Here is a 12,832-nt window from a genome sequence, read left to right as displayed (position 1 = left end):
ATCGGGGTCACAGCCCTTCGGCCAGCGGGCCGAGGGCGAGCGCGGGCAGGAAGGTCAGCGCCACGAGGATCACCGTGACGCCGGCGACCATCGCGACGAACAGGGGCCGGTGGGTCGGCAGGGTGCCCTCGGAGGCGGGCACGGGGCGCTGGCGGGCCAGGGACCCGGCCAGGGCGAGCACGAAGATGATCGGCAGGAACCGGCCCAGCAGCATGCACAGGCCCAGCGCGGTGTTCCACCAGGGCGTGCTCACGGTGATGCCGGCGAAGGCCGAGCCGTTGTTGTTGCTGGCCGAGGTGAACGCGTACAGCACCTCGGTGAGGGCGTGCGGGCCGACGTTCAGCGCGGTCGCGTGGTTGCCGGTGGCGAAGGCGGTGGCGGTGCCGGTCAGCACGAGCGCCGGGGTGACCAGGAAGTACAGCGAGGCGAAGCGGATCTCGCGGGAGCCGATCCGCTTGCCCACGTACTCGGGGCTGCGGCCGACCATCAGCCCGGCCACGAACACCGTGATCACGGCGAGCACCAGCATCCCGTAGAGGCCGGCGCCGACGCCGCCCGGCGCGACCTCGCCGAGCATCATGTTGCCCAGCGTCATCATGCCGCCCAGCGCCGTGTACGAGTCGTGGAACGAGTTCACCGCCCCGGTCGACGTCAGCGTCGTCGCGGCGGCGAAGGTGGCCGAGTTCGACACGTCGAAGCGCACCTCCTTGCCCTCCATGGCGGCGCCGACGGCCTGCGGGACGGTGCCGCCGGCGGCGAGCTCGAAGAGGTTGGTCAGCGTGACGCTCGCGAGCGCGAGGACGGCCATGACCGCGACGATCGCGTGGCCCTGCCGGGTCTGGCCGACCATCCGGCCGAAGACGCGCGGCAGGCTGAACGGGATCAGCAGGATCAGGAAGATCTCGATCCAGTTCGTCCAGGGGCTCGGGTTCTCGAAGGGGTGCGCGCTGTTGGCGTTGTAGAAGCCGCCGCCGTTGGTGCCGAGTTCCTTGATCACTTCCTGGCTGGCCACGGGCCCGCCGGTGACCGTCTGGGCGCCGCCGGTCAGGGTGGCGACCTCGGTGCCGCCGGAGAGGTTCTGCACCACCCCGCCGGCCAGCAGCACCAGCGCGCCGAGGACCGCGACGGGCAGCAGGACGCGCAGCGTGATCCGGGTCAGGTCGACCCAGAAGTTGCCCAGCTCACCGGTGCGGCTGCGGGCGAAGCCGCGGACCAGGGCCACCGCCACGGCGATGCCGACGGCGGCGGAGACGAAGTTCTGCACCGCCAGGCCGGCCATCTGCACCAGGTGGCCCATGGTCGACTCGCCCGAGTACCACTGCCAGTTCGTGTTGGTCACGAACGACACGGCGGTGTTCCAGGCGCCGTGGGCGACGACCGGGTCGAGGCCGAGCGACAGCCACAGGTGGTCCTGCCAGCGCTGGAAGGCGTACAGGAACAGGATCGACACGGCGGAGAAGGCCAGTACGGCGCGGGCGTACACGCCCCAGGTCTGGCCGGCGGCCGGGTCGACCCCGACCAGGCGGTAGATCCCCCGCTCGACGCGCGAGTGCCGGGTTCCGGCGACCACCCGGTGCAGGTGGTCGCCGAACGGACGGTGGACGACGACCAGGGCCGCCACCAGGGACAGGACGAAGAGGGCGCCCGCTGTCGTGGCGGACATCAGAAGCGCTCCGGGAACAGCAGCGCGACCACCATGAACACACCCAGGCCCAGCGCCAGCACCAGACCGACGGCATCGACGACGTTCACAGCTTCTCCACGCCCCTCACCACGAGGGCGAGTGCGGCGAACAGCCCCACCGTCACCAGGACGAACACCACGTCGGACACACTGACTCCTCTGCCGGAACCGCTCGTCACGACCGCCTTCCGGCCGTGCCGGGCAATCGAAACTCCGTGCCCGAGGAAGGGACAGGGGTCATCACGCGATCATGACGGCGGCGGCGCGTTTCTTGACGCGTTCTTCACGCGGCCGGGTTGCGGCGGTGACGCCGCTCACCGGCGCCCCCTCCGCCGGAGCACGCGGACGGGACGCGGCAGCCGGGCGAGGTCCGCCAACCGGCCGGACGGGGACGGGCGTCAGCCAGGCGGGCGGACGTCAGCCGGGCGAGCGGGTGGCGTCAGCCGGCCAGCCAGTTCCGGATCTCGTCGCCGTGCTCGTCGAGGCCCGGCGGCGGCAGGTCGTAGCGCGCCGGGGTGGCGCTCAGGCCGATCGGGTGGCGGATGCCGGGCACGCCGCCCGTGGTGACGACCGGGTCCAGCCCCAGTTCCCGCGCCAGGTCGACGCCCCCGGCGACCGTGTTGATCGGGGCGCACGGCACGCCCGCCGCGCGCAGGTCCCGGAACCACTCGTCGCGGCTGCGCAGGACCAGTCGCGCGACCAGGAGGGGCCGCAGGGCCTCCCGGTTGACCGTGCGGTCCTGGTTACGCCCGAACCGGGGGTCGTCGGGCAGGCCGGGCAGGCCGAGGACCTGGCACAGCTTGCGGAACTGGCCGTCGTTGCCGGCGATGACGACGAGGTCGCCGTCGGCGGTGGGCAGCGGCTCGTACGGAAAGAGGCTCGGGTGCCCGTTGCCCATCCGGAACGGCGTCGCGCCGCCGGCGACGTGGCCGCTGGTCTGGTTGACCAGGCCGGACAGCGCGGAGGAGAGCAGGTCCACCTCGACGTGCTGGCCGGTGCCGCAGCGGTCGCGGTGGTGCAGCGCGGCGAGGATGCCGACGGCGGCGTGCAGGCCCGCGATCACGTCGAACACGGCGACCCCGGCCTTGTAGGGCGGACCGTCCGGCTCGCCGGTGAGGCTCATCAGGCCGGACGCGGCCTGGACCACGAGGTCGTAGCCGGGCAGGTTGGCGCCGGTGCCGGCGCCGAACCCGCTGATCGAGGCGTAGACGATCCGCTCGTTGACGGCGGCGACGCTGTCGTAGTCGAGGCCGAAGCGCCGCAGTCCGCCGGGCCGGAAGTTCTGGATCATGACGTCGGCGCGGCGGGCCAGTTCCCGGGCGACGGCCAGGTCGTCGGGGTCGGCGAGGTCGAGGGCGATGGACCGCTTGTTGCGGTTGACGCCGAGGTAGTAGGTGGAGGTGCCCTCCCGCACGGGCGGCTGCCAGGACCGGGTGTCGTCCCCGCCGGGCCCCTCGACCTTGACCACCTCGGCGCCGAGGTCGGCGAGGAGCATTGTCGCGTACGGTCCGGCGAGGATCCGGGAGAAGTCGGCCACGAGGATGCCGCTGAGCGGCCCGGGCCCTTGCTCCCCCATCGCCGCTCCCCTTCCCGTCGACGCCCCGGCCGGCGCGGCGGCGTCGTGGCACCCGCCGGGTGCCGACGTCCGGCGCTCCGATGGCAGGACCACGATGGCACAGCGGGCGCGACGCACGTCGGGCGCCCCGACGGTCCGGGCCGGGGCGGATGGCGACGGGTCGCCGCCATCCGCCGGGCGGGTCAGCCCTTGCGCCACTTCTGGTTGGCGGTGCCCGCGCAGTCCCAGAGTTGGAGCTTCGCGCCGTCGGCGCTGTTCCAGTCCCGGATGTCGACGCACCTGCCGGCCTGGATGTTGACCAGGTCACCGGCCGCGGTCAGGGTGAACCGTTGCGCGCCCGTGCCGTTGCACGTGTAGAGCTGGACGGCCGCGCCGTTGCCGGTCGCGCCGCCGTCGACGTCCATGCACTTGTCGTTCTGGCTGCGCAGGGTGTCGCCGGTGAACGTCCACTTCTGCGCGGCGGTGCCGTTGCAGTTCCACATCTGCAACTGCGCCCGGTCGACGAAGTTCGAGTTCGGCACGTCGATGCACTTGTTGTTCCAGTTGCTCAGCACGGGCACCCCGGTGCCGGGGTTCCCCGGTCCGCCACTCCCGGCGCCGAACGGGCTCAGGACGATTCCGGCCGCGCGGGGGTCGCCGTCGTGGACCAGGGACTCGAACGCGCCGACGTCGTCGAAGGCGAAGGCGTACGCCCTGCCGTCGGTCATGTTGGCGTGGATCACGCGGGCGTAGTGGTTCGTCGGGTTGTTGCGGTAGAACTGGGCGGCGTCGGTGCTGGGCTGGGTGTCGATGGTGCCGAGCGTGCCCCGGTTCAGCGCGGCGCAGAGCGTCCGGGAGATCGGGCCGACGACCGGGTCGTTGGGAGCGGGCAGGTCCCCGTCGCAGCCCCAGACGCTCGCCGAGGAGGGCCGGTTGAAGGAGGCGACCCGCTGGCCGGCGCTGTTGGTGAAGGTCATGACGTTGCCCGAGGTCCGCCCGAAGTAGCGGGTGTTCGGCTGGTCGGCGAACGGCACGACGGTCAGCGTCCTGGTCGTGTACGCGTTCCAGGCCGACGCGATGTAGGAGTCCAGGTAGGTGGCGCTGAACAGGCCGGCGCCGGCCGCCTTGCCGGGCGCGAGAACCCGCAACACGGTCCCGTCGGAGCGGGTGTGGACCGTGTTGGCCCAGCCCGGCTGGGACCGGATGCCCTCGATGATCGCGTTGCGGCCCCCGGCCACGACGTCGCCGGTCCGCTTGGTGACGCCGGTGGCACCGGTCACCGTGACCGCGTGCGGCACCGCGAACATGTCGACCTGCGAGCTGTTGAGCCACAGTCCGGCGTCGTTGTAGGTGAACTCGCTCCAGTCGAACAGGATGTCGCGGTTGGCGTCACCGGCCGCCCACGGCGCGGGTTGCACGAGGCCGTCCGGGGTGAGGAAGAACTTGAGCTTCTCGCCGAAGGAGAAGTAGACACGGCCGGAGAACCCGCGCGGGAACCGGATGGTCGTGCTACCGCCGTTTCCGGGCCCCGGGATCGACGCGTCCGGCGCGGGCGACGGCGGGAGCTGCCCGCCCGACCACGGGACGAAGGTGCCGCCCTGGTTGACGTAGCCGAGGCGGCCGCTGGAGAGCTGCACGCCGATCACGTACAGGTGGACGGCCTCGCCCCGGCCGGTGCTGTTGGTGACCGTGACGGGCAGCAGCGCGGGGCCGACGGCGTGGGCGGGGGCTGCGGCGAGGGTCACCGGGACGGCGGCGACCAGCGCGGACACGACGGCGAGCAGCCTTCTTCGAAGCTTCACGAAAGGTCCTCCTCGGGGTGGCGGGCGGCGCGAGAGAGCGCTCTCTCAGCGTCGGCCCGAGGCGGCTCTCCTGTCAATAGACACAGACCAATGCGACCCGCACGCCGGCTCGTGGACCGCCTACTCCAGGTGGAAGGTGGCGGAGGCTCGGTCGGCGCTCGAACTCACCGCCTCCAGCTGGAGCAGTCCGGCCCGGTGGCGCACGTACCGGCCCGGGAAGTTCTGCGACTCGAGGGAGAGCCCGGCCCCGGCGGCCAGGCCGGACCGCCGGTGGAAGCTCGCGTCGCCACGGAAGAGCGTAGAGCCGTCGTCGCGCTCGACGTACAGGGCGAAGTCGCGGTGGCGCAGGTAGTGGCCCGGGAGGTTGGTCGACTCCAGCGACACCGATCCGGCGCCGGCGAGGCCGGCGACGATGCGGAACTGCGAGTCGGCCAGGTTGGTCACGTTCGGCTCGACGCGGGCCCGGTAGTCGTAGTGCCGGACGTAGCTGGTGGTCAGGTCGTGCGAACGCAGCCGGACGGGCGTGGCCCCGTCGGGCACCGGGATGCCGAAGTTCGGGGTGCCGTCGGCGTTCCAGTACAGCTTCTGGATCCTGGTCCGCCGGTTCGGATCATTGAGCGGATCGCCCACGATGTCCCGGTAGTTGCGGTCGTGGTAGACCAGGATGTCGCTCTGCCCGTCCTCCGAGACGGTGAACGAGTTGTGGCCGGGGCCGTACTGGCCGGTGGCCGGGTTGCTGGCGAACACCGGGGTCGGGCTCCTGCTCCAAGAGGCGGCGTCGAGCAGGTTCGCGGTGACGGAGGCACTCAGCATCCCGAGGCAGTAGTTGGCGTCCGTGGCGCTGGCCGAGTAGGTCAGGAAGAGGCGGCCGTCGCGCTGGATGACGGCGGGTCCCTCGGCCACCCGGAACCCGCGGGTCTCCCAGTCGTACGTCGGCACGACGAGCCGGGTCACCGTGCCCGTGATCTGCCACGGGTTGGCGCCCATCCGGGCGAGGTAGACGTTGGAGTTGGTGGAGATGCCGGGCTCCTGCTGCGCCCAGGTCAGATAGCGCACCCCGTTGGCCACGAAGGTCGAGGCGTCCAGGCTGAACGTGTCCCACGGGGTCGTGATCCGGCCGCGCTCGGTCCACGTGCCGGCCAGCGGGTTCGCGTTCGCGTTCTCCAGCACGTACATCCGGATCCGCCACACGTCGTCGGTCCGGCCCGCGGCGAAGTAGACGTACCACCTGCCGTTGATGAAGTGGATCTCCGGCGCCCAGATGTGGGCGCCCATCTCCCCGCTGGCGTGCCGGCGCCAGATCGTCGTCTCCGCCGCCGTCGCCAGCCCCTGCAACGTGCTGGCCCGGCGCAGCACGATCCGGTCGTACTGCGGCACCGTCGCGGTCATGTAGTAGTAGCCGTCGGTGTGCCTGACGATGTGCGGGTCGGCCCGCTGCTCCGCCAGCGGGTTGGTGTGGTTCACCGCCGGTGTGGCGTGCGCCGGCCCGGCCACGGGCAGGCCGAGCGGCATGGCGAGGGCCAGCACCATCGCGACCAGCGCCGACCGTAGACGCGGCACGGTACGGCGGCCGGCACGCTGCGTACCGGCGGCCCGGTGGACGACCCCGCCACAGGGGTGGGGTGGACGGGGTGGCTGCATCTGTCCTCCAGGGGGTTGCGGCGGCCGTCGTCAGTAGAGGTAGGGCCAACCGGCCGCGTCGTACCCGATCCTGTTGACGCCGAGCAGCGACGCACCGTTGTCGGCGTAGTAGTGGTAGAAGAGGTGGTCGCCGTCGGTGTCGGCGAGCACGGCCTGGTGGCCGGGGCCGTGGATGCCGCCGTGCGAGGCCAGGACCTGCGTGCCGCCGCCGGAGAGCATGTCGCGGCCGGCACGGTCGACGTACGGCCCGGTCGGGACGGCGGCGCGGCCGACCATCACCCGGTAGGTGCTGCTGGCGCCCTGGCAGCAGCGGTCGAACGAGACGTACAGGTAGTACCAGGCGCCACGCTTGACAATGACGGGCGCCTCGATGCCCGGCCCGTAGTTGGCCAGACTGTGCATCGCCGTGCCCAGCCGGCGCCCGGTTGCCGGGTCGATCTGGATCAGCTTGATGCCGGACCAGAACGAGCCGAAGCTCAGCCACCAGCGGCCCTGGTCGTCGACGACGAGGTTCGGGTCGATGGCGTTGAAGGCGTCCGTGGTGCGTGACTCGACGACCAGGCCTTCGTTGGTCCAGCTGCCCGACGCGCCGGTGGTGCTGGTGGCGAGGAAGATCGCCGACCGGTTCGAGCCGAAGGTCGAGGCCGAGTAGTACAGGTGGTAGCGGCCGTCGCGGTACGACAGGTCCGGTGCCCAGAGGTTACGCGCGCCGCCGGTGTAGGTGGAGGTCCACGGCGCACCGCCGGGAAAGACCGAGCCGGCATTGCGGAAGGTGACCCGGTCGGTGGAGGTCTTCAGTGTGACGTCGTTGCCGGTGTGGGCGACGAGGTAACCGCCGTCGGGGCGCCTGACCACGGTCGGATCGTGCACGCCGATGTCGCCGGTGACCCTGCCGGGCTGCGGGTAGGACGTCGGCGGGGTGCCCGTGGGCGGCGGTGTCGTGGTGGGTGGGGCGCCGCCGAGGCGGACCAGTTGCCACTGCTGGTTGGCCCCGTCGAGATCCCGGTAGGCGGCCAACATCCCACCATCCGCCGTCGACCAGTCCCACCCGTCGACGACCTTGCCGCTCGACCGGTTGACGAACCGCACGTACCCGCCCGCCGAATCCTGCAACCGGAACTGCTGCGTCGCCACCCCGGTGTCGGCCCGCTGCACCAACCGCGTCCCGTCCGCCGCCCCCGGCAGATCCAACACCTTTCCACTGTGCCGCGAACGCACCTTGTAGAAACCACCACCCATGTCCACGAACTGCCACTGCTGCACCGCCAGGTCGTTACGCGCCCACTGGTTCACCGGCGCGTCGTCAGCCGTCGACCAGTCGAAGACATCCATCGCCTTCCCGCTGTGCCGGTTCACGAACACGTACGTCGCCCCGGTGTCCACCGCCGCCGCCCACGCCGACGACCCCACCACCACACCAGAACCCAGCAACACCACCACCGCCACCACGGCAGCGGAGAACCACCACCCACCACCCGTCCTCGGCACCTTGTCTGCCAGCTTCATCGACTTCCTCCGTTGGCTTCCGGACCGACGACGGACGAGCAGTTCGCGACACCGGCGCGACGACGCGCCGTTCGTGGGCCGTGCGGGCTCGTCCCGCCGGCAAGGAGCAGGATGAACCGGAACACGTGACGGTGGCGTTTCGCGTCACGGAGCAACAACAGCAGTGTTGGCGTTAACATTGATGACTGTCAAGGGCTTCCGGTCGGCTCGCGGCGGCCGGACCGCACCGCCGGGACGACCGGCGTGATCAGCGCCGTGGCGGGGCGGCGACGCTGCGACGGGAGACCAGGCTCGGCGCGACCGTCTGCCGCAGCGGGCCGGCGACGTCGGATTCCATCTGCGCCAGCAGCAGGTCCAGGCTCGCCCGCGCGACGGCGGCGAAGTCGGGCCGCACGGTGGTCAGCGGCGGGATGAAGTACGCCGCCTCCGGCACGTCGTCGAAGCCCACCAGGCTGATGTCGTCCGGCACCCGCAGGCCATGCTCGTGCAGCGCCCGCAGCACACCGAGCGCGAGGTGGTCGTTGGCGGTGAAGACCGCGGTGACCTCGGGCATCCGGGCCAACATCTGTCCGCACCGGTACCCCGCCGCCGCCGACCAGTCCGCCGGCAGCAGCGGCGGCAACTCGGCGCCCGCCGCCTGCAACGTCTCCCGCCATCCGTCGATGCGGCCGGCGCTGTCGAACCAGTCCGGCGGCCCGGAGACGTGCCAGACCGTCCGGTGCCCGGCGTCGAGGAGGTGCTGGGTGGCGGCGCGGGCACCGGCGACCTGGTCGACCGTGACCAGGGGCACCGGACGGCGCGGGTCGCCGTCAACGGTGACCAGCGGAACGTCCTTGGGGAGCCGTTCGAGGGCCTCCCCGGCCGACTCGACAGGCGCGATCACCACGATGCCGGCGACCCGGTGCGCGAGGTGCCGCTCCACCGCCGCCGAGATGGACTGATCGTCGAGGTCGCTCACGCTGCCGACGCTGACCGCGAACCCCGCCTCGGCGGCCGCCTGGTCCAGGGCCGCCAGCAGCGAGGCCGGGCCGAAGAGGGTGGTGTTCTGCGCGACCACGCCGATCACCTGGGACCGGCCGGTGACCAGCGCCCGCGCCGCGCGGTTGGGCCGGTAGCCGAGTTCGGCGATGGCCGCCTGGACCCGCAGCCGGGTCTGCTCGCGTACGTTGGGGTGCCCGTTGAGGACCCGGGACACGGTCTGGTGCGAGACGCCTGCGAGGCGAGCCACGTCCGTCATCGCAGGACTGCGCACGGCCACCTCACCTCTCCCGCCCGCCCCGTCCGGCGGCCGCGCCACGTCCGACCTCGACGGAACGCCTCCGTGACACGGCAACACCCTCGCCGCCGCCAGCCGGCGCGTGTCGGTTGGCCGGGGCTGGACCGCCGACAGTCTACGTCAGCGGTACCGCCAGCCCTGGTGCGGCTGAGCCGGCGACCGGGGCGCAGGCCCGCGACACGGCCCAAGCCGGCGTCCCGCACCGGACGCTCCCGCGCGTCGTCACGCCGGGTCGGCACCCCAGGCGGCGTGCACCAGGACGGGAAGCACCTGGGCGGCCGGACCGCGCAGGTTCACGTCGGACACGGCGTCCAGGGGTGTCTCCTGCGGGTTGACCTGCAGCACGGTGGCGCCGAAGCGGGCAGCCACCTGGGGGATCTCGGCGGCGGGATACACCAGGCCCGAGGTGCCCACGGTCACCAGCAGGTCGCACGTGGACGCAGCCTCCACGGCGGCCTCCAACGCGGCGGTCGGCAACGCCTCGCCGAACCACACCACCCCGGGCCGGACGGGGCCGGCGCAGTGCGCGCACCGGGGCGGAGGCACGCGCCGGCCGTCGCCCGGTTCCTCGGCGGCCTCGTCCGGCGTCGGCGCCGGCCGGGAGCAGGCGGAGCAGCGCGGCGCGAAGAGGCTGCCGTGCAGGTGGATCGGTGCGACCGAACCGGCGCGCTCGTGCAGGTCGTCGACGTTCTGCGTGACGACGACCGCGCCGGGCAGGCGTGCCTCGATCGCGGCCACGGCCACGTGACCGGCGTTCGGGCGGGCCCGCCGCACGGTGGCGCGTCGCCACTCGTACCAGCCCCAGACCAGCGCGGGATCCTCGCGGAACGCCTCGGGCGTGGCGAGTCGCTGCGCGTCGAAGCTGCGCCAGAGGCCGGTGAGGGCGTCGCGGAAGGTCGGCACACCGCTCTCCGCGGAGACGCCCGCGCCGGTGAAGATGACGACGCGGCGCGCCTGCGCCAACAGCCCTGCGGCCTCCCGCATCGACCGCTCCCCCATCGCGCCTGCCCCCTTCGACCCGGACCCGTCGGGCAAGACTAGTGCGGTCTCCGTGACGGTCCGGCGGCGCGGCGCCGGCGGCTGCCTTGGCGACCGGGCGGCGAGGAAGGCGTCGACCGCTGGCGGGCCGGGTGCGGGCGACCCTGGCGTCGGATCCGGGCGCCGAGGGCTGCGCGGGTTTCTTCGATGATGCGCACTTCGCCGGCCTACGCCCGCCCGTTCCCCGGCACGCGGGCCGGCCGGGCGCCGAGGGCTAACCGGCCGACCTGCGCAATTGCTCCACCGGCCGGCGCGAATCGCCGGAACGGTCACCGAAATGGGAATCCCACGACATCGGGTGAAGGCTGGTGTGATCGCGTACGGCACGACAAGAATGGGCCAGGCGCTCCAGCGGAAAGGCGTGTCGTCGATGATTGCACCGAAGGTCGTGTCCCGGGACGAGTGGGTCGACGCCCGCAAGGAACTGCTCGACCGCGAAAAGGAGATCACCCGCCTACGGGACAGGGTCACCGCGCTCCGGCGCGAGCTGCCGGCAGTCGCCGTCGAAAAGGACTACTCCTTCACCGGTCCCGCCGGCGCCGTCCGGCTGGCCGACATGTTCGAGGGACGACCACAGTTGGTCGTCTACCATTTCATGTTCGACCCGGAATGGGCCGAGGGCTGCACGAGCTGCTCGCTGCTGGTCGACAACTTCGGGGACCTCACGCACCTGCACGCCAGTGACACGACACTCGCCGTGGTCTCCCGCGCCCCGTTCACGACCCTCGCGGCATTCAAGAGCCGGATGGGCTGGCGCTTTCCCTGGTATTCCTCGCACGGCAGCGACTTCAACTACGACTTCCACGTCACCATGGACCCGGCAGTCGCCCCGGTGGAATACAACTACAAGGACGCGGAGACCCTGGCGGCCCAGGGCCTCACCCACCACCTGCAGGGCGAGGCCCACGGCCTGAGCGTCTTCGTCCGCGACGGCGACCGGATCCTGCACACCTACTCCGTGTACGGCCGCGGCCTCGACCCGCTGCTGAACACGTACAACTATCTCGACCTCACGCCGCTGGGCCGGCAGCGCTACGTCAACGAGTTCCCCCACCACGACACCTACGACACGGACGCGGCCGGCAGCCACAGCCACTGACCACCCGCCGCCGACCGGCGGCGTCGGTCATTCGGGCACGCAGTTGTTGCTCTTGCGCCTGACCGTGTACTCGGTGTCGTCGTGGGTGATCCCCGACGGCACCCCGTCGAAGTGCGCCTCGACCTTCTCCCAGCCCCGGCGCTGCTCGTAGTGCAGGTGCGGCGCCCCGGAGTTGCCGGTGCTGCCGACCCGCCCGATCTGCTCGCCCTGGGCGACCCGCTGACCGACCCGGACCAGCGGCGGTTCGAGCAGGTGCAGGTACTGCGTCTCCCACTTGCCGCCGTGGTCGATCTTCACCCAGTAGCCGCCGCCGCGGCCACGCGGCCCGTCCGGGTCGTCGGGCGTACGGCCACCGAGCGATCCGTTGATCCCCGCCACGGTGACCTCCCCCGCGTAGGACGCGAGCACCGGCCGCCCCCACGCCCTGCCCTCGGTCGGGAACAGGTCCACGTCGTAGTCGTCGTGACCGGGATAGGTGCCCAGTTGCCAGGTCTCCCCGCACGCGACGGGAAGCTGGAACAGCGGGCGCGGGCCCGCCGGCCGCACCAGCGGCACCACCACCGCGACGACGAGGACCGCGACGGCGAGGACCGCCGCGACCGCGCCGGAGACGAGCACGATCCGGATGCGGCGGCTGCGGACGCGGCGGTGGGTGCGGGGGGTGGTGGGGCGACCGGTCGTCACCGGCCCGAGCATGGCAGACGCCGGCAAGGTGCCCGTCCCCGGGCGGCCGGCAGGCCCTCTGGCGGTACGGCGGACCAACGCGGCGGTCGACGACCCGCACGCCCGGCGGCTCCCCGGACGCACCGGGTGCGGCTTCGGCGATCCCGCGTGGCGCCCGCCCACCGGTTGGGAGAGTGGGCGGGTGGCGATGAGCGCGTCGGGGGCCGGGCGGATCCGCGCCGCGGTGTCCGGGCGGATCCGCCCGGATCGCGGAGCTGGTGGCGGGTCGGCCGGCGCTCGCCGCCCGGCTCGCCCACCTACTCGCCCAGCGCACCGCCTCCCCGGCGGCCCTGGACGCCGAGCCGACACTCGACACGGCCCGCACCCTCGCCGCCCGGGGCGGGGCCACCACCGGCCTGTTCGCGGTGGCACTGGCCGGCGCCGGCAGGGCGTCCGGCTGGTCCGCTCCCTGGCGCCACGTGCTCCACCTGCTGCACGGGCGCGCGGTCGCCGACGTCCGCGACGCCGTCTTCGACATCTCGATGCAGGCGTGACCCTCGCCGGACCGC

The 12,832-nt window shown here is 72.4% G+C and carries 11 protein-coding genes; 2 read left to right on the top strand and 9 right to left on the bottom strand.

From position 1 onward, the window contains the following. Positions 1-7: 7 nt before the first annotated feature. The 8 genes from kdpA to AC0OO9_RS28430 form a co-directional block, all read right to left on the bottom strand. Positions 8-1,663: a potassium-transporting ATPase subunit KdpA gene (gene kdpA / locus AC0OO9_RS28465; RefSeq protein WP_484513698.1), complete on the bottom strand. Its 1,656-nt coding sequence runs from the start codon at positions 1,661-1,663 to the stop codon at positions 8-10. Continuing rightward, complete coding sequence (gene kdpF, locus AC0OO9_RS28460) at positions 1,663-1,752, bottom strand: K(+)-transporting ATPase subunit F (RefSeq protein ID WP_151452733.1); 90 nt, start codon at positions 1,750-1,752, stop codon at positions 1,663-1,665. The genes kdpA and kdpF overlap by 1 nt, the downstream gene beginning before the upstream one ends. A 370-nt stretch (positions 1,753-2,122) precedes the next feature. Further along, positions 2,123-3,259, bottom strand: coding sequence for a CaiB/BaiF CoA transferase family protein (locus tag AC0OO9_RS28455; RefSeq protein WP_484513695.1), 1,137 nt, complete (start codon positions 3,257-3,259; stop codon positions 2,123-2,125). A gap of 182 nt (positions 3,260-3,441) precedes the next feature. Further along, on the bottom strand, positions 3,442-5,040 hold the full coding sequence (locus AC0OO9_RS28450) for a glycoside hydrolase family 64 protein (RefSeq protein ID WP_484513693.1): 1,599 nt from the start codon (positions 5,038-5,040) through the stop codon (positions 3,442-3,444). Positions 5,041-5,160: 120 nt separating this feature from the next. Then, positions 5,161-6,600, bottom strand: coding sequence for a family 43 glycosylhydrolase (locus AC0OO9_RS28445; RefSeq protein WP_484513691.1), 1,440 nt, complete (start codon positions 6,598-6,600; stop codon positions 5,161-5,163). A 111-nt stretch (positions 6,601-6,711) separates the two neighbouring features. Further along, positions 6,712-8,187 (bottom strand): family 43 glycosylhydrolase, encoded by a 1,476-nt coding sequence (locus AC0OO9_RS28440; RefSeq protein ID WP_484513690.1) that lies wholly within the window; start codon positions 8,185-8,187, stop codon positions 6,712-6,714. Between the two features lie 247 nt (positions 8,188-8,434). Then, positions 8,435-9,424, bottom strand: coding sequence for a LacI family DNA-binding transcriptional regulator (locus AC0OO9_RS28435; protein ID WP_421449444.1), 990 nt, complete (start codon positions 9,422-9,424; stop codon positions 8,435-8,437). A gap of 261 nt (positions 9,425-9,685) precedes the next feature. Then, on the bottom strand, positions 9,686-10,462 hold the full coding sequence (locus AC0OO9_RS28430) for an SIR2 family NAD-dependent protein deacylase (protein ID WP_484513689.1): 777 nt from the start codon (positions 10,460-10,462) through the stop codon (positions 9,686-9,688). Between the two features lie 409 nt (positions 10,463-10,871). On the opposite strand from AC0OO9_RS28430, the gene AC0OO9_RS28425 reads away from it, so the two are divergent. Next, entirely contained in the window at positions 10,872-11,600 is a 729-nt protein-coding gene (locus AC0OO9_RS28425; RefSeq protein WP_484513688.1) for a DUF899 domain-containing protein, read from the top strand. Positions 11,601-11,627: 27 nt separating this feature from the next. Here AC0OO9_RS28425 and AC0OO9_RS28420 read toward each other — a convergent pair whose 3' ends face one another. Continuing rightward, on the bottom strand, positions 11,628-12,296 hold the full coding sequence (locus AC0OO9_RS28420; RefSeq protein WP_484513687.1) for a M23 family metallopeptidase: 669 nt from the start codon (positions 12,294-12,296) through the stop codon (positions 11,628-11,630). Positions 12,297-12,541: 245 nt separating this feature from the next. Here AC0OO9_RS28420 and AC0OO9_RS28415 point away from each other — a divergent pair, with 245 nt between their 5' ends. Beyond that, positions 12,542-12,817: a hypothetical protein gene (locus tag AC0OO9_RS28415; protein WP_484513685.1), complete on the top strand. Its 276-nt coding sequence runs from the start codon at positions 12,542-12,544 to the stop codon at positions 12,815-12,817. Positions 12,818-12,832: the final 15 nt, after the last annotated feature.

Source organism: Micromonospora sp. USAFONa4 (assembly GCF_057197825.1).
The sequence above is the reverse complement of the archived record's forward strand: the minus strand, read 5'-3'. Positions and strand labels throughout refer to the sequence as shown.